This is a genomic window from Massilia sp. WG5, assembly GCF_001412595.2.
GTDB lineage: Bacteria > Pseudomonadota > Gammaproteobacteria > Burkholderiales > Burkholderiaceae_D > Telluria.
In genome coordinates, this window is the sequence record NZ_CP012640.2 from 3272500 (window position 1) to 3287829 (window position 15330).

Below are 15330 nucleotides of genomic sequence, written 5' to 3' on the forward strand. Positions count from 1 at the left end.
AAAGTTAAGCCTGTGCACCTTCGGTCAGCTGGTCGGCGCGTTCCTGCGCACTGGCCAGGTCGAGCGTGCCTTCATAGATCGAGCGGCCGCAGATCACGCCCTCGATGCCTTCGTCCTGCACCGCGCACAGGGCCTCGACGTCGGCCAGGTTGTGCAGGCCGCCGGAGGCGATGATCGGGATCTTGACGGCCTGGGCCAGGCGCACGGTCGCTTCGATGTTCACGCCGCCCATCATGCCGTCGCGGCCGATGTCGGTGTAGATGATCGATTCGACGCCGTAACCCTCGAACTTCTGGGCCAGGTCGATGACTTCGTGGCCGGACATCTTGCTCCAGCCGTCGGTCGCGACCTTGCCGTCCTTGGCGTCCAGGCCGACGATGATCGAGCCCGGGAAGGCGCCGCAGGCGTCGTGCAGGAAGCCCGGGTTCTTCACGGCGGCGGTGCCGACGATGATGTAGGTGATGCCGTCGTCCAGGTAGCGCTCGATGGTGTCGAGGTCGCGGATGCCGCCGCCGAGCTGGACCGGGATCTCGTCGAGGTCGTTTTCGGTAGCGTATTCCTGTACCACCTGCAGGATCGACTTGATGGCAGCCTCGTTCTTCGGCTTGCCGGCGAAGGCGCCGTTCAGGTCGACCAGGTGCAAGCGGCGCGCACCTTTCTTCAGCCAGTGCAGCGCCATCTCGGCGGGATCTTCGGAGAACACGGTGGCGAGGTCCATATCGCCCTGTTTCAGGCGAACGCAGTGACCGTCTTTCAGGTCGATGGCGGGGATCAGCAGCATGGTCGTAAAAAGGTTAAGGATTCCAGTGGATGAAATTGCGATACAGGCGCAGGCCGGCGGCCGCGCTTTTCTCGGGGTGGAACTGGGTGGCGACGATATTGTCGCGCGCGACTGCGCAGCAGTAGGCGCCCCCGTAATCGGCCTCGCCGATCGTGTCTTGCGGATTCGCCGGCTGCGCGTAATAGCTGTGCACGAAGTAGAAATACGCGCCGTCCTCGACGCCTTCCCACAAGGGGTGCGCGCGCACCTGGCGCACGCGGTTCCAGCCCATCTGCGGGACCTTGAAGCGCGAGCCGTCGGCCTGCAGCTTGCCGTCGAGCTGGAAGCGCACGACCTTGCCGGGCAACAGGCCCAGGCCGGGCGTGCCTTCGTTCTCTTCGCTGGCGTCGAACAGCATCTGCTCGCCCACGCACACGCCCATCACCGGACGTGTCTTCATGGCGCGCAGCACCGCATCCTCGGCGCCGGATTCGCGCAGGCTGCGCATGCAATCGCGCATCGCGCCCTGCCCCGGCAGCACGACGCGGTCGGCGGCGTCGATCACGGCGGCGTCACTGGAAACGATCACGTCGGCTTCGGGCGCGGCGGCGCGCAGCGCCTGCGCCACGGAGCGCAGGTTGCCCAGACCATCGACCACAACAATCTTGTTCGTCATGACGGTTACAGGCTGCCCTTGGTCGAAGGAATCGTGCCGAGCGCGCGCTCGTCGAGCTCGGAGGCCATGCGCAGGGCGCGGCCGAAAGCCTTGAACACGGTTTCGCACTGGTGGTGGGCGTTCACACCGCGCAGGTTGTCCACGTGCAAGGTCACGCCGGCGTGGTTGACGAAACCGCGGAAGAACTCGATCGTCAGGTCGACGTCGAAGCGGCCGATGGTGGCGCGGGTGAACGGCACATGCCATTCCAGGCCCGGACGGCCGGAAAAGTCGATGACCACGCGCGACAGCGCCTCATCGAGCGGCACGTAGGCGTGGCCGTAGCGGCGGATGCCCTTCTTGTCGCCGATCGCCTTGGCGACCGCCATGCCCAGCGTGATGCCGGTGTCCTCGACGGTATGGTGGTCGTCGATGTGCAGGTCGCCGACGGCCTCGACTTCGAGGTCGATCAGGCCGTGGCGGGCGATCTGGTCCAGCATGTGGTCCAGGAAGGGCACGCCGGTGTTGAGTTTCTGGCGGCCGGTGCCGTCGAGATTTAGCGCGACGCGGATTTGCGTTTCGCTGGTGTTGCGCGTGATTTCTGCGGTGCGGGTCATTACAGGGAAGCCTTCAGGGCATTCAGGAATACGGAATTTTCTTCCGGGGTGCTGACCGTCACGCGGATGCAATTGGCCAGCAATACATGCATTTTACTCAAATTCTTGATCATTACCCGTGCATCGAACAGTTTAGCGCAGGTCCGCTCGGCGTCCGGCACACGCACGGTAATGAAATTCGCGCTCGACGGGAATACCGTCACCCCCGGCAACGCGGCCAAGGCCGCCGCCAGCTCGCTGCGCGCCTCGTTCAGGCGGGCGGCCTGCTCGTTCAGCACATCGAGGTGGTCGAGGGCAAACTCGGCCGCGACCTGGGTCAGCACATTGATGTTGTAGGGCGGACGCACCTTGTCGAACTGCTGCAACAGGCTGGGCGCGGCCGCCAGGTAGCCCAGGCGGATGCCGGCCAGGCCCAGCTTCGACAGCGTGCGCATCACCATCAGGTTCGGATACTGCGGCAGGCGCTCCATGAAGCTGACCCGGGCAAAGGGCTGGTAGGCCTCGTCGACCACGGCGATACCGTGCTCGCCCAGCGCCTCGATGATGGCGACCATGTCGTCCTCATCGTACAGGTTGCCGGTCGGGTTGTTCGGGTAGGCCAGGAACACGACCGAGGGCTTGTGCTGTTCGATCGCCGCCAGCATCGCCGCGCGGTCGAGCGTGAAGTCGGCCTTGAGCGGCACGCCGACGAAATCCATGCCCGCGAACTGGGCCGAACGCTGGAACATCACGAAGGCCGGGACCGGCGCCAGCACGACGGCGCGTTTGTCCTGGCGCGCGGTGGCCATCGCGATGATGCTGATGATCTCGTCCGAGCCGTTGCCGAGGATGACGTCGTAGCCGGCCGGCACACCCAGATTGTCGCGGATCTTCTGCTTGAGCGTGGCGTACGAGGGCACCGGATAGCGGTTCAGCACGGCGTCGGCCAGGCGCTGCGCGAGCTGCTGGCGCAGGTTCTCCGGCAGCTCGTAGGGGTTCTCCATGGCGTCGAGCTTGACGTAGCCGCTGGCGTCCGGGACGTTGTAGATATGGCCGGCACGGACGTCTTCGCGGATCGTGTTGGCGATGAGGGTGTCGATGTCGGTCATGGTGTCGCTCCTTCGGAGGTAGTAATGGAAATCTGGTCCTTCTTGCGGCTCGCCGCGGCGCGCTTCCTGGCCGGCGCCGCCGGCGCCGCCAGGCGCTGCTGGATGATCTCGCAATACGCCGGATTCAGCTCGAAGCCGACGAAATGCCTGCCCAGCCGGCGCGCCGCCAGGGCCGTGGTGCCGCTGCCCATGAAGGGGTCGAGCACCGTGCCGCCCGGCGGACACGAGGCCTTCAGCATGCGTTCGATGATCTCGAGCGGCTTCTGGGTCGGGTGGTCGACCCGTTCGGCATGCTCGCGGTGCAGGCGCGACACGCTCCACAGGTCCTTCGGGTTGTAGCCGACCTCGAGCCATTTGGCGCCGATGAAGATCGAACGCGAGCGCGCCTTCTTGGTTGCGGCGTCGTAGGGGATGCGCACGGCGTCCAGGTCGAAATAATAGTCCTTGCGCCTGACGAAGAAGCCGATGGTGTCGTGCACCGAGCTGAAGCTGCGGGTGCTGCCGCCCATCGAGGGCACGCGGCGGTCCCAGATGATCTCGTTCATCATCGTCATGCGCTTCTTCAGCATGACGAAGATCTCGGGCGTGAAGCGCCAGGTGAGGAAGATGTACAGGCTGCCGTTGGGCTTCAGCTTGGGGACGGCGATGTCGATCCAGCGCTCGGTCCAGGCCAGGTAGTCGTCCACGCTCTGCTGGTCGGAGGCGTTGCCGTAGTCCTTGCCGAGGTTGTAGGGCGGATCGGTCAGGATCAGGTCGATGGACCCATCGGGGATGCGCGCCATTCCGGCCAGCGCATCCTCGCAGAAGACCCGGTCGACCCAATCCATCATGCCGGGTCGCCGGACCGCGTCGAACCGTCCTGCCTGATCCTCAGCTCTGCACTGCGGGCGTGCGCCTGCAGCCCTTCTCCATACGCCAGCTCGGCCGCCACCTTGCCCAGGGTCTGGGCCCCGGCTTCGGACACGAACAGCACCGACGAACGTTTCTGGAAATCGTACACGCCCAGCGGCGACGAGAAGCGCGCCGTGCGCGAGGTCGGCAGCACGTGGTTCGGGCCGCAGCAGTAATCGCCCAGCGACTCCGAGGAGAAGCGGCCCAGGAACATCGCGCCCGCATGGCGGATCTGGTCGGCCCACTGCTGCGGTTCGAGCGCCGAGATCTCGAGGTGCTCGGCGGCGATGTCGTTGGCGATCGCGCAGGCTTCCGCCATGTCGCGCACCTTGATCAGGGCGCCGCGGTCGCTCAGCGAGGTCGTGATCGTGTCCTTGCGCGGCATGCTCGGCAGCAGCTTGTGGATGCTGGCTTCGACTTGCGCGATATAGCCGGCGTCCGGACACAGCAGGATGGCCTGGGCCAGCTCGTCGTGTTCGGCCTGCGAGAACAGGTCCATCGCGACCCAGTCCGGATCGGTCGTGCCGTCGCACAGCACCAGGATCTCCGACGGGCCGGCGATCATGTCGATGCCGACCGTGCCGAACACGCGGCGCTTGGCGCTGGCGACGTAGGCGTTGCCGGGGCCGACGATCTTGTCGACTGCCGGGATGGTCTCGGTGCCGTAGGCCAGCGCGCCGACAGCCTGGGCGCCGCCGATGGTGATTACGCGGGTCACGCCGGCGATCGCGGCGGCGGCCAGGACCATCTGGTTCCTGACGCCGTCCGGGGTCGGCACCACCATCACGATTTCCTTGACGCCCGCGACCTGGGCGGGAATCGCGTTCATCAGCACCGACGAAGGATAGGCCGCCTTGCCGCCCGGGACGTAGATGCCGACACGGTCCAGCGGGGTCACGCGCTGGCCCAGCACGGTGCCGTCGGCTTCGGTATACGTAAAACCGTTCAGTTCCTGCTTCTGGCGCTCGTGGAAGACGCGAATCCGCTCGGCGGCCGTCTGCAGCGCCGCGCGCTGGGCCTGCGGCAGCGCGTCGAGCGCGGCCTGCAATTCTTCCTGCTTCAGGTCGAAGGCGGCCATGCTGGCGGCGCCGCCGGGGATCCGGTCGAATTTGTTGGTGTACTCGAGCACGGCCGCATCGCCGCGCGCCTTGACGTCGGCCAGGATCTTCGCCACGGCGGACTCGATGGCGTCATCGGTCTCGGCCTCGAAGGCCAGCAGTTTCGTCAGCTGCCGCTTGAAATCGGGAGCGGTGGAATCGAGCTTGTTGACCCTGACTTGGACTTGTACGTTCATTACTCAGCCTTGCTGTTTCGAGGCGCGTTCGAAGGCCTCGATGATGGGTTGCAGGCGCTCGCGCTTGAGCTTGAGCGCGGCCTGGTTGACCACCAGGCGCGACGAGATTTCCATGATCTTCTCGACCTCGACCAGGTTGTTGGCGCGCAGCGTGCCGCCGGTCGAGACCACGTCGACGATGGCGTCGGACAGGCCGACCAGCGGCGCCAGTTCCATCGAGCCGTACAGTTTGATCAGGTCGACGTGCACGCCCTTCTTGGCGAAGTGCTCGCGCGCGGTTTCCACGAACTTGGTCGCCACGCGCAGGCGCGCACCCTGGCGCACCGCGTTCTCGTAGTCGAAGCCGGCGTTCACCGCCACCGACATGCGGCAGCAGGCGATGCGCAGGTCGACCGGCTGGTACAGGCCCTCGCCGCCATGCTCGAGCAGCACGTCCTTGCCGGCCACGCCGAAGTCGGCGGCGCCGTACTGGACATAGGTCGGCACGTCGGTGGCGCGCACGATCAGCACGCGCACGCCGGGGTCGTTGGTGGCCAGGATCAGCTTGCGCGAGGTTTCCGGGTTTTCCAGCACCTCGATGCCGGCCGCGGCCAGCAGCGGCAGCGTGTCTTCGAAGATGCGGCCCTTCGAGAGGGCGAGGATCAGCTGTTTGCCGTCCTGGGGTGATTTGGTCATGTTATTTGATACGAACGATGTCGGCGCCTACCGCCGACAGCTTGGCTTCCATGCGGTCGTAACCGCGATCCAGGTGATAAATCCGGTCGACGATGGTGGTGCCCTCGGCGGCCAGGCCGGCGATCACCAGCGAGGCCGAAGCGCGCAGGTCGGTCGCCATCACCGGCGCGCCGACCAGGCGTTCGACGCCGCGCATGAAGGCGGTGTTGCCCTCGGTCGAAATCTGGGCGCCCAGGCGGTTCATCTCCTGCACGTGCATGAAGCGGTTCTCGAAAATGGTCTCGGTCACGCGGCTCGGGCCGTCGGCGATGGTGTTCACGGCCATGAACTGGGCCTGCATGTCGGTCGGGAAGCCGGGGTATTCCGTGGTGCGGAAGGACACCGGGCGCGGGCGGCCGTCCATGCGCGCGCGGATGGCATTGCCTTCCACGTCGAGCTGCACGCCCATCTCGCGCAGCTTGTCGATCGCGACGTCGAAGATGTCGGTGCGGGTGTTGGTGATGCGGATGTCGCCGCCGGTCGCCGCCACCGCGCACAGGAAAGTCGCGGCCTCGATGCGGTCCGAGATCACGGCGTGCCTGGTGCCGTGCAGCGCGTCGACGCCCTGGATCACCAGGCGGTCGGTGCCGATGCCTTCGATCTTCGCGCCCATCGCCACCAGCATGTTGGCGAGGTCGGTCACTTCCGGCTCGCGCGCGGCGTTTTCCAGCACGGTCTCGCCTTCGGCCAGCACCGCGGCCATCAGGAGGTTCTCGGTGCCGGTCACGGTGATCATGTCGGTGAGGATGCGCGCGCCCTTCAGCTTCGGGCATTTGGCGTGGATGTAGCCGCCCTCGATCGTGATCTCGGCGCCCATCGCGCGCAGGCCCTTGATGTGCTGGTCGACCGGACGCGAACCGATCGCGCAGCCGCCCGGCAGCGAGACCTTGGCTTCGCCGAAGCGCGCCAGCATCGGGCCCAGCACCAGGATCGAGGCGCGCATGGTCTTCACCAGTTCGTATGGCGCTTCCAGGCTGGTGATATTGGCGCCGTTCAGGGTGACGTTCTCGCTGTCGTTCCCTTCGCCCTGGGTCACTTTCAGGCCGGTCTGCGCCAGCAGCTTGAGCATGGTGCGCACGTCGTGCAGGCGCGGCACGTTCGACAGTTCGAGGTCGCCCGAGGTGAGCAGGCCGGCGCACAGGATGGGCAGCGCGGCGTTCTTGGCGCCCGAGATGACGATCTCGCCGTTCAGGCGCTTGCCGCCGGTGATCTGGAGCTTGTCCATTGATTATCCTTGGTACTCGTCGGGGGTCAGGGTCTTCATCGACAGCGCGTGGATTTCCTCGCGCATGCGGTCGCCGAGCGCGGCGTAGACGATCTGGTGGCGCTGGATGCGGCTCTTGCCGGCAAACGCAGGCGAGACGATGACGGCGCTGAAGTGCTGGCCATCGCCCTCGACTTCGAGGTGGGTGGTTTCCAGGCCGGCCTGGAGATAACCGTGGATGAGTTCAGGAGTGGTAGCCATGATGCGTAATAAATTGGATAAGGCTTAGTGACGCAGCTTGTAGCCGCGGCGAAGCAAATTGATGGCGACGCCGGCCAGCACCACGAAGAACACGGCGACGATGGCCAGGCTGGTCCAGGGCGAGACGTCCGACTTGCCGAAGAAACCGAAACGGAACCCGTCAATCATATAAAAGAACGGGTTGAAATGCGAGACCGCCAGCCAGAATGGGGGTAGTTTCTTGATCGAATAGAACACGCCGGCCAAAAACGTTGCAGGCATGATCAAAAAGTTCTGGAACGCGGCCAGCTGGTCGAACTTCTCGGCCCAGATGCCGGCGATCACGCCCATGGTGCCGAGGATCGCCGCACCGAGCAGGGCGAACACGATGATCCACAGCGGGAAAGTGAAGGACAGGTGGGCGAACCAGGCGGTGATGATGAACACGCCCAGGCCGACCGACAGCCCGCGCACCACGGAGGCGGTCACGTAGGCCGACAGGATCTCCCAGTGCGACAGCGGCGGCAGCAGGATGAACACCAGGTTGCCGGTGATTTTCGACTGGATCAGCGAGGACGACGAGTTGGCGAAGGCGTTCTGCAGCACGCTCATCATCACCAGGCCCGGGATCAGGAAGGCGGTGTAGTCGACGCCTTCGAGCATCTGCACGCGGCCTTCCAGCACGTGGCCGAAGATCAGCAGGTACAGCATCGAGGTGACGATAGGCGCGGCGATGGTCTGGGTCGCGACCTTCCAGAAGCGCAGGATCTCTTTGTAGAACAGGGTGCGGAAACCCACGGAGAACACATTCATCGGACCGGAGCCCCTTCCATAATCTGGATAAAGATATCTTCGAGGTCGGCCTGCTGCAGCTGCATTTCGTCGATCTCGGCGCCCGACTCGCGCAGGCGCGCCAGGATGTGTTCCACCTCGCCGTATTCGTTGACGCGCAGGGTGTACTTGTTGCCGCCGTCGCCGTTGCCATTTCCCTGGCCCTCGTCGTGCTCGTCGTGCGCGACCAGGTGGCGCAGGCCTTCCGGCAGGCCGCCATGCTTCAGGTGCACGATCAGCGAAGAGCCGGACACGCGGCGCAGCAGCTGCGACATGGTGTCCAGCGCCACCACGTTGCCGGTCTTGAGCATGGCCACGCGCTGGCACATGGCCTGCGCTTCTTCGAGGTAGTGGGTGGTCAGGACCACGGTGTGCCCTTCGCGGTTCAGGCGCGCGATGAACTTCCACAGGGTCTGGCGCAGTTCGACGTCGACGCCGGCGGTCGGCTCGTCCAGCACGATCACGGGCGGCTTGTGGACCAGGGCCTGGGCCACCAGCACGCGCCGCTTCATGCCGCCGGACAGGGCGCGCATGTTGACGTCGGCCTTCGGCATCAGGTCGAGGTTTTCCATGACCTCGTCGATCCAGGGGTCGTTGTTCTTCAGACCGAAGTAGCCGGACTGCAGACGCAGCGTCTCGCGCACCGTGAAGAACGGATCGAACACCAGCTCCTGCGGCACCACGCCGAGCGCCATGCGCGCGGAACGGAAGTCCCTGGTGACGTCATGGCCGTGCACGCGCACGCTGCCGACGTCCGGACGGATCAGGCCGGCGATGCAGGAAATGAGGGTGGTCTTGCCGGCGCCGTTCGGGCCGAGCAGGCCGAAGAACTCGCCTTGTTCGATGGTCAGGGAAACGCCCTTGAGGGCCTTGAAGCCCTTGTAGCTTTTCTCGACGCTGTCTATCTGGATGGCTGCTGTCATGCGTAGGGGGACGCGCCGGGCGGCGGACCGTGCAAGGGAAACGAGCCATTATAGAAGAAATCGCCATGATGGGTTCGGCGGACCTTGCCGCCGAACCGCCGGCATTTCCTCAGGCGCGGCCGATCAGCCCATCGACGCCGTACAGGCGCGCCAGCGCATCGACGTTGCCCGGCACGTTGACGAAGGTGAGCTTGCGTCCCTGGGCCTGGGCGCGGCGCTGCCAGGCCAGCATCAGCGCCAGGGCGGTGGAATCGGCGGCGCGCACGCCGCCGAGATCGAACACGGTTTCGCCGGCGGCCAGCGCCGCGCAGCCCTGCTCCATCGCCACATGGGCGTTCTGGAAGGTCAGGGCATCCAGCGAAAGCATTGGGTTGGACTCGGCCATGCTTATTTCTGCGGGGCCTTCAGCGGCTTGTTGGCCAGCTGCTGGTTACGGTCGTGCAGCTTCTTGATCAGGCCATCGATGCCGCCCTTGCTGATTTCGGAGGCGAAGGTCGACTTGTAGGTCTCGACCAGCCAGGCACCCATCACGTTCAGGTCGAAGATCTTCCAGCCCTGCGTGCCCTTGCTGAGGCGGTAGTTCAGGGTGATCGGCTCGCCGCGGGTCAGGTTGACCTGCGACTTCACCTCGACTTCGCTATCGGCCGGGTCGGCGCGGAAGGGCTTGAACTCGATGGTTTCGTTCTTGATCTGCGAGAGCGCGCCGGAATACGTGTAGATCAGCAGCTGGCGGAATTCGTCCGACAGCTGTTTCTGCTGCTCCGGGCTGGCCTGGCGCCAGAAGCGGCCGGCGGCCTGCGCGGTCATCTTGTCGGAGTCGACATACGGCAGGATCTTGGCGTTGACCAGGTCGATGATCTTGCGGCTGTTGCCGGCCTGGATGTCCTTGTCGGCCTTGACCGAATCGATCACGTCGGTGCTGACGCGCTTGACCAGCACGTCCGGCGCTTCGTTGGCGGCCGGCGCCGGGGCAGCGATCACGCTGGTGGAGAAAGCCGCCACTGCGGCGGTCATGATCAGTTGTGCGATAGGCTTCATACGCTTCCTTTTTCTTGGTTGAGGCAATGCCCCGATATTTATTCCATTAACTACTTCTGCACCGGTTCGGATGACACGGCGGACGGCGAAACCGGAGCGGGCGCCGGCGGATTGTTTGGCGCCGAGTCCTGCTGTTCCGGGGTGTGTTCGTCCGGGTTCTGCGTCTTTTTCACGCCCAGCCTTTCCTGGACTTTTTCCTGTACCTTGTCGAGCTTTTCCTGGACCTTCTCGGCGCGGACCTGGGCCTTGTCGGTATCCAGGACCTTGCTGCTGCGGCGCTGCAGGTAGCCGTCGCGGATGAATTCATAGCGGTCCAGGGCGGCGTCTTCGAGCAGGTTGGAGGCGTCCAGCACGCTGGCGCGCTGGTCGACCGCACGCAGCACGATGCCGCCGTTACGCCACGGGATGTCGTTCACGTGGGTCCAGGCATCGCCCCACCAGTCACCCGGCAGGACGGCAGTGTCGCGTACCGTAGATGGGCCCAACAGCGGCAACATCAAGTAGGGGCCGCTTGGCACGCCCCAGTAACCCAGGGTCTGGCCCAGGTCTTCGTTATGCTTGCGCAGGCCGGCCGGGGTCGCGATATCGAGCACGCCGGCCAGGCCCAGGGTCGAGTTCACGGCAAAACGGGTGAAGTCGTTCAGGCCGTCCTGGCCCTTGAGCTGGGCAAAGTTGTTGGCCGAGCTCCACAGGTCCGACAGGTTGCCGAAGAAATTGTTCACGCCGGTCTGGAGGAAATCCGGGGTGTAATTCTTGTAGACGGTGGCGGCCGGCTTCAGCGCGGTACGGTCGACCGCGTCGTTGAAGCTGAACACGGCGCGGTTGAATTTCTCGAACGGGTCGCGCGGATTGGTGGCGGTGCTTGCGCAACCGCTCAGCAGTACTGCGGCGCCGGCAGCCAGCGTCAGTGTGTTACGAATACTCATTTCTGGCTGTCCTTTCCATCCGCTGCCTTGCTATAAATGAACTGGTTGATCAGGTCTTCCAGCACCGCTGCCGATTGCGTACGCGAAATGCGGTCGCCTTCGACCAGGTTGTTGGTGTCGCCGCCGGCTTCGATGCCGACGTACTGCTCGCCCAGCAGGCCGGAGGTCAAAATCTTCAGCGAGCTGTCTTTCGGGAACTTGTACGCCGGATTCATGTCGAGGCGGACCAAGGCCTGGAAGCTCTTGTCATCGAAGCTGATGTCGCCGACCCGGCCCACCACCACGCCAGCACTCTTGACGGGCGATTGCGGCTTCAAGCCACCAATGTTGTCGAACTTGCCGACGATCGCATACGTTTTGGTGAACGAGATAGTGCTCATGTTACCCGCCTTGAGGGCGAGGAAAAGGAGCGATACCGCACCCAACAGCACGAAAAGTCCGACCCAGACGTCAATAGTTTTGCGATGCATAAGATTTCCTAATATATAGCGGCGATTGATCAGCCAAAGTTCTGATTACTTGTTGAACACTTATTTGTTGAACATTAAGGCAGTCATGATGAAGTCCAGGCCAAGGACCATCAGCGAGGCGATCACGACGGTACGGGTGGTGGCGCGCGACACGCCTTCCGGCGTCGGCTGCGCTTCATAACCCTGGAACAGGGCGGTGAAGGTGACGGCGATGCCGAACACGAAGCTCTTCAGCACGCCGTTCATGATGTCGCGGCGCACATCGATATTGCTCTGCATCTGGGACCAGAACGCGCCCTCGTCCACGCCGATCAGCTGCACGCCGACCAGGTAGCCGCCGATCACGCCGATCGCGGAGAACACGGTGGCCAGCACCGGCATGGCGATCAGGCCGGCCCAGAAACGCGGCGCCAGCACGCGCTGGACCGGGTTCACCGCCATCATTTCCATCGCCGACAGCTGCTCGCCGGCCTTCATGAGGCCGATTTCCGCGGTCAGCGAGGTGCCGGCGCGGCCCGCGAACAGCAGCGCGGTGACGACCGGACCGAGTTCGCGCAGCAGCGATAGCGCCACCAGCTGGCCGAGCTTTTCGTCGGCGCCGAACTGGCTCAGCGTGTAGTAGCCCTGCAGGCCCAGCACCATGCCGACGAACAGGCCGGACACGACGATGATCAGGAGCGAGTAGTTGCCGATGAAGTGGATCTGTTCCGAGATCAGCGTCGGCCGCTTCAGCGCGCCCGGCGCCCGGCCCAGCAGCTTGAAGAAGGAACGGGTGACGAAGCCGACGCGGGCAAAGGTGTCCAGCACGAAGGCGCCGATGAAGCCGAGGAAACGCGTAATCATCGCTTGTCTCCCAGGCCCAGGTCTTCGGCCAGCGATTTACCCGGATAGTGGAAAGGCACCGGGCCGTCCGGCTCGGCGTTGACGAATTGCTTGACGTAAGGGTCGGACGAGTTGCGCATTTCTTCCGGCGTGCCCTGGGCAACGATTTTTCCGCCCGACAGGAAGTACACGTAGTCGGCGATGCTGAAGGTTTCGTTCACATCGTGCGAGACCAGGATCGAGGTCGAGCCGAGGGTGTCGTTCAGGTTGCGGATCAGGTTGGCGGTTACGCCCATCGAGATCGGGTCGAGGCCGGCGAAGGGCTCGTCGTACATGATCAGTTCCGGATCGAGCGCGATCGCGCGCGCCAGCGCCACGCGGCGCGCCATGCCGCCCGAGATCTCGTTCGGCTTCAGTTGGGCCGCATTGCGCAGGCCGACCGCGTTCAGGCGCATCAGCACCAGGTCGCGCAGCATCTCTTCCGGCAGATCGGCATGTTCGCGCAGCGGAAAGGCCACGTTCTCGAACACGGTGAGGTCGGTAAACAGGGCGCCGAACTGGAACAGCATGCCCATCTTGCGGCGCAGGCGGTACAGGTTTTCCGTGTCGAGCTGGTGGACGACTTCGCCGTCCACCTTGACCGTGCCGCGCTGGGGGCGGATCTGGCCGCCGATCAGGCGCAGCACCGTCGTCTTGCCGGAGCCGGAGCCGCCCATCACGGCGATCAGCTTGCCGCGCGGGAAATCCATGCTCAGATTCGACAGGATGGGGCGATCTCCATACGAAAAATGCAGATCGCGGATTTCGACAAGGTTGGACACAGTGGAGTTTGGTATTTGGTGAATCTCGTATTGTAGTGCAGAAACAGCAATCCCTGCTGGAGACAGCCCAATTCCGCTTCGCTTATCGACGTGATATTACAACACTACTGAACAGTGAGTCAGATATTTTCCTGACGTAAGTATTTGTTTTAAATGAGATATGTATATCGAAGATTGTTGCATTTTGATAAGGCCTGTTAACAATTCCATATGGAAACACTTCTCCGCGAGCGGCCATCGACGGCGTGAATTTTTGCGCGCATCATAGGTCGAATACCATGGGGGCCACCATGAATGCCAAGGCGCTGATCCATATCCAGCACGAGGACATCGGCATGGAAGGCATGCTGGAGCTGCCGCACGAGGCGCTCGGCATCGTCCTGTTTGCGCACGGCAGCGGCAGCAGCCGGCTCAGCCCGCGCAACAACTATGTCGCGCGCGTCCTGCGCGAGGCGAACATCGGCACCCTGCTGCTGGACCTGCTCAGCACCGAAGAAGAAGCCGATCCCCACCACCGTTTCGACATCGCCCTGCTGACCCTGCGCCTGCGCACTGCAGCGCGCTGGCTGGCGCACGAGCCGGCAACGGCGCATCTGCCGCTGGGCCTGTTCGGGGCCAGCACCGGCGCCGCCGCCGCGCTGCGGCTGGCGGGCGAGCCGCACCTGGGCGAACCCTACCTCGGCCACCTGACCCCCGACCGGCCGTATCCGCATGCGCCGTATCCGTCGATCGCCGCCGTGGTCTCGCGCGGCGGCCGGCCCGACCTGGCCGGGATCTCGGCCCTGCATGGCGTGACCGCGCCGACCCTCCTGATCGTGGGCGGCAAGGACGGCGACGTGATCGACCTGAACCGGCAAGCCTTCGCCCAGCTGCATTGCCCGCGCGAGCTGGCGATCATCCCCGGCGCCACCCACCTGTTCGAAGAACCGGGCGCGCTGGAAGAAGTGGCGCGGCTGGCCAGTGTCTGGTTCCGCGGGTGCTTTGCCCGCGATACGGGATGAATTCCCGCGCCGCCGGGCTGCGCCTGCTGTTCGGCGGCGACGTGATGCTCGGGCGCCTGGCCGGCGACGCGCTGCTGCGCGAGGGCGTCGACTATCCGCTGGGCGCCGTGTCTACCCTGCTGCGCGGCGCCGACCTCGCCATCGCCAACCTCGAATGCGCGATCTGCGAGCCGGCCGAGCGCTGGCACGGCGCCCCCAAAGCCTATTATTTCCGCGCCCCGCCGCCGGCCGGCCAGGCGCTCGAGAATGCCGGCATCGGGCTGCTCAGCCTGGCCAACAACCACATCCTCGACTACGACGTGCAGGGACTATTGGATACCGTGCGCATCCTCGATGCGCACGGTATCGCGCATACCGGTGCGGGCGTCGGCCTGGCCGCCGCGCTGGCGCCGGCCATCGTCGAGAGGCAGGGCGTGCGGATCGGCATGGCGGCTTTCTGCGACCACCAGGACGACTTCGCCGCCACGCTTGAGCATCCCGGCATGGCCTGGCTCGGCCTGCACGACGAAGCCGCCGCCATCGACGCCTTCGCGCGTGCGCTCGCGCCGCTGCGCGCGCAGGGCGTGCGCTGGCCCATCCTGTCGCTGCACTGGGGGCCGAACATGGCCAGCGAACCGTCGGCGCAGCAGCGGCGCCTGGCCCGGGCGGCGATCGATGTGGGGTGGAAGATCGTGTACGGGCACAGCGCGCACGTGTTCCAGGGCGTCGAGCTGTACGAGGGCTGCCCGATCCTGTATGCGGCGGGCGACCTGGTCGACGATTACGCGCCGGATCCGGCGTTTCGCAACGACCATCAACTGCTGTTCGAACTGGAACTGAGGGAGGATGCGCTGGAGCGGATCGTGATGCACCCGCTGTTCATCCGGCAGTGCCGGGTGTTCCCGGCAAACAGTGCGCAGCGGGGCTGGATCGCCGAGCGGATGCGCGGCTTGTGTAAAGAGCTGGGGACCGCGGCCGACATCGAAGGCGATCGCCTGGTGATCACGCCGCGGATGGAGAAGCCGCACGAATGAAAAAGCGTCCCCGCAAGGCCGC

19 protein-coding genes are annotated in these 15330 nt (G+C 64.8%); 2 read left to right on the forward strand and 17 right to left on the reverse strand.

Going from position 1 to position 15330, the window contains the following annotated elements; all coding sequences use genetic code 11:
- Positions 1–4: 4 nt before the first annotated feature.
- The 17 genes from hisA to AM586_RS14645 form a co-directional block, all read right to left on the reverse strand.
- The gene (gene hisA / locus AM586_RS14565; protein ID WP_047821311.1) at positions 5–781 is read right to left on the reverse strand and encodes a 1-(5-phosphoribosyl)-5-[(5-phosphoribosylamino)methylideneamino]imidazole-4-carboxamide isomerase; all 777 of its coding nucleotides are present in this window, start codon (positions 779–781) and stop codon (positions 5–7) included.
- Positions 782–794: 13 nt separating this feature from the next.
- On the reverse strand, positions 795–1436 hold the full coding sequence (gene hisH, locus AM586_RS14570; RefSeq protein WP_082439349.1) for an imidazole glycerol phosphate synthase subunit HisH: 642 nt from the start codon (positions 1434–1436) through the stop codon (positions 795–797).
- 5 nt (positions 1437–1441) lie between these two features.
- Positions 1442–2032 carry an imidazoleglycerol-phosphate dehydratase HisB gene (gene hisB, locus AM586_RS14575; protein WP_047821313.1) on the reverse strand — a complete coding sequence of 197 codons (591 nt, stop codon included), beginning with the start codon at positions 2030–2032 and terminating at the stop codon, positions 1442–1444.
- Positions 2032–3120 carry a histidinol-phosphate transaminase gene (gene hisC, locus AM586_RS14580; RefSeq protein WP_047821315.1) on the reverse strand — a complete coding sequence of 363 codons (1089 nt, stop codon included), beginning with the start codon at positions 3118–3120 and terminating at the stop codon, positions 2032–2034. Before hisC ends, hisB begins: the two co-directional genes overlap by 1 nt.
- Complete coding sequence (locus AM586_RS14585) at positions 3117–3950, reverse strand: site-specific DNA-methyltransferase (protein ID WP_047821316.1); 834 nt, start codon at positions 3948–3950, stop codon at positions 3117–3119. The genes hisC and AM586_RS14585 overlap by 4 nt, the downstream gene beginning before the upstream one ends.
- Complete coding sequence (gene hisD, locus AM586_RS14590; RefSeq protein WP_047821318.1) at positions 3947–5305, reverse strand: histidinol dehydrogenase; 1359 nt, start codon at positions 5303–5305, stop codon at positions 3947–3949. The genes AM586_RS14585 and hisD overlap by 4 nt, the downstream gene beginning before the upstream one ends.
- A 3-nt stretch (positions 5306–5308) precedes the next feature.
- Complete coding sequence (hisG, locus tag AM586_RS14595; RefSeq protein WP_047821320.1) at positions 5309–5980, reverse strand: ATP phosphoribosyltransferase; 672 nt, start codon at positions 5978–5980, stop codon at positions 5309–5311.
- Position 5981: 1 nt separating this feature from the next.
- Complete coding sequence (gene murA, locus AM586_RS14600) at positions 5982–7244, reverse strand: UDP-N-acetylglucosamine 1-carboxyvinyltransferase (protein WP_047821322.1); 1263 nt, start codon at positions 7242–7244, stop codon at positions 5982–5984.
- Positions 7245–7247: 3 nt separating this feature from the next.
- The gene (locus AM586_RS14605) at positions 7248–7484 is read right to left on the reverse strand and encodes a BolA family protein (RefSeq protein ID WP_047821325.1); all 237 of its coding nucleotides are present in this window, start codon (positions 7482–7484) and stop codon (positions 7248–7250) included.
- Positions 7485–7508: 24 nt separating this feature from the next.
- Positions 7509–8276 (reverse strand): ABC transporter permease, encoded by a 768-nt coding sequence (locus tag AM586_RS14610; RefSeq protein WP_047821327.1) that lies wholly within the window; start codon positions 8274–8276, stop codon positions 7509–7511.
- Entirely contained in the window at positions 8273–9217 is a 945-nt protein-coding gene (locus tag AM586_RS14615; protein WP_047821329.1) for an ABC transporter ATP-binding protein, read from the reverse strand. The genes AM586_RS14610 and AM586_RS14615 overlap by 4 nt, the downstream gene beginning before the upstream one ends.
- 109 nt (positions 9218–9326) lie before the next feature.
- Positions 9327–9602: a lipid asymmetry maintenance protein MlaB gene (locus tag AM586_RS14620; RefSeq protein ID WP_052233191.1), complete on the reverse strand. Its 276-nt coding sequence runs from the start codon at positions 9600–9602 to the stop codon at positions 9327–9329.
- Between the two features lie 2 nt (positions 9603–9604).
- The gene (locus AM586_RS14625) at positions 9605–10255 is read right to left on the reverse strand and encodes a phospholipid-binding protein MlaC (RefSeq protein WP_047821333.1); all 651 of its coding nucleotides are present in this window, start codon (positions 10253–10255) and stop codon (positions 9605–9607) included.
- A gap of 50 nt (positions 10256–10305) precedes the next feature.
- Positions 10306–11181 (reverse strand): VacJ family lipoprotein, encoded by an 876-nt coding sequence (locus tag AM586_RS14630; RefSeq protein ID WP_082439350.1) that lies wholly within the window; start codon positions 11179–11181, stop codon positions 10306–10308.
- Complete coding sequence (gene mlaD, locus AM586_RS14635; RefSeq protein WP_047821335.1) at positions 11178–11651, reverse strand: outer membrane lipid asymmetry maintenance protein MlaD; 474 nt, start codon at positions 11649–11651, stop codon at positions 11178–11180. The genes AM586_RS14630 and mlaD overlap by 4 nt, the downstream gene beginning before the upstream one ends.
- Positions 11652–11711: 60 nt before the next feature.
- Positions 11712–12494, reverse strand: coding sequence for a lipid asymmetry maintenance ABC transporter permease subunit MlaE (gene mlaE / locus AM586_RS14640; protein ID WP_047821337.1), 783 nt, complete (start codon positions 12492–12494; stop codon positions 11712–11714).
- Positions 12491–13294, reverse strand: a complete 804-nt coding sequence (locus AM586_RS14645) for an ABC transporter ATP-binding protein (protein WP_082439351.1) — start codon at positions 13292–13294, stop codon at positions 12491–12493. The genes mlaE and AM586_RS14645 overlap by 4 nt, the downstream gene beginning before the upstream one ends.
- A gap of 290 nt (positions 13295–13584) precedes the next feature.
- Here AM586_RS14645 and AM586_RS14650 point away from each other — a divergent pair, with 290 nt between their 5' ends.
- Together AM586_RS14650 and AM586_RS14655 are read left to right on the forward strand one after the other, a co-directional pair.
- Entirely contained in the window at positions 13585–14295 is a 711-nt protein-coding gene (locus AM586_RS14650; protein ID WP_047822005.1) for a dienelactone hydrolase family protein, read from the forward strand.
- Positions 14292–15308, forward strand: coding sequence for a CapA family protein (locus AM586_RS14655; RefSeq protein WP_047821340.1), 1017 nt, complete (start codon positions 14292–14294; stop codon positions 15306–15308). The genes AM586_RS14650 and AM586_RS14655 overlap by 4 nt, the downstream gene beginning before the upstream one ends.
- The last annotated feature ends 22 nt before the right edge of the window (positions 15309–15330 follow it).

Excerpts from the sequence above, each read along its gene's own strand:
- AM586_RS14625 (WP_047821333.1), bottom strand. The coding sequence starts at position 10,255 with ATGAAGCCTATCGCACAACTGATCATGACCGCCGCAGTGGCGGCTTTC.
- hisB (WP_047821313.1), bottom strand. The coding sequence starts at position 2,032 with ATGACCCGCACCGCAGAAATCACGCGCAACACCAGCGAAACGCAAATC.
- hisG (WP_047821320.1), bottom strand. The coding sequence starts at position 5,980 with ATGACCAAATCACCCCAGGACGGCAAACAGCTGATCCTCGCCCTCTCG.
- AM586_RS14605 (WP_047821325.1), bottom strand. The coding sequence starts at position 7,484 with ATGGCTACCACTCCTGAACTCATCCACGGTTATCTCCAGGCCGGCCTG.
- AM586_RS14615 (WP_047821329.1), bottom strand. The coding sequence starts at position 9,217 with ATGACAGCAGCCATCCAGATAGACAGCGTCGAGAAAAGCTACAAGGGC.
- hisD (WP_047821318.1), bottom strand. The coding sequence starts at position 5,305 with ATGAACGTACAAGTCCAAGTCAGGGTCAACAAGCTCGATTCCACCGCT.
- murA (WP_047821322.1), bottom strand. The coding sequence starts at position 7,244 with ATGGACAAGCTCCAGATCACCGGCGGCAAGCGCCTGAACGGCGAGATC.
- mlaE (WP_047821337.1), bottom strand. The coding sequence starts at position 12,494 with ATGATTACGCGTTTCCTCGGCTTCATCGGCGCCTTCGTGCTGGACACC.
- hisH (WP_082439349.1), bottom strand. The coding sequence starts at position 1,436 with ATGACGAACAAGATTGTTGTGGTCGATGGTCTGGGCAACCTGCGCTCC.
- mlaD (WP_047821335.1), bottom strand. The coding sequence starts at position 11,651 with ATGCATCGCAAAACTATTGACGTCTGGGTCGGACTTTTCGTGCTGTTG.
- AM586_RS14655 (WP_047821340.1), top strand. The coding sequence starts at position 14,292 with ATGAATTCCCGCGCCGCCGGGCTGCGCCTGCTGTTCGGCGGCGACGTG.
- hisC (WP_047821315.1), bottom strand. The coding sequence starts at position 3,120 with ATGACCGACATCGACACCCTCATCGCCAACACGATCCGCGAAGACGTC.
- AM586_RS14630 (WP_082439350.1), bottom strand. The coding sequence starts at position 11,181 with ATGAGTATTCGTAACACACTGACGCTGGCTGCCGGCGCCGCAGTACTG.
- AM586_RS14610 (WP_047821327.1), bottom strand. The coding sequence starts at position 8,276 with ATGAATGTGTTCTCCGTGGGTTTCCGCACCCTGTTCTACAAAGAGATC.
- AM586_RS14585 (WP_047821316.1), bottom strand. The coding sequence starts at position 3,950 with ATGATGGATTGGGTCGACCGGGTCTTCTGCGAGGATGCGCTGGCCGGA.
- AM586_RS14650 (WP_047822005.1), top strand. The coding sequence starts at position 13,585 with ATGAATGCCAAGGCGCTGATCCATATCCAGCACGAGGACATCGGCATG.
- AM586_RS14620 (WP_052233191.1), bottom strand. The coding sequence starts at position 9,602 with ATGGCCGAGTCCAACCCAATGCTTTCGCTGGATGCCCTGACCTTCCAG.
- hisA (WP_047821311.1), bottom strand. The coding sequence starts at position 781 with ATGCTGCTGATCCCCGCCATCGACCTGAAAGACGGTCACTGCGTTCGC.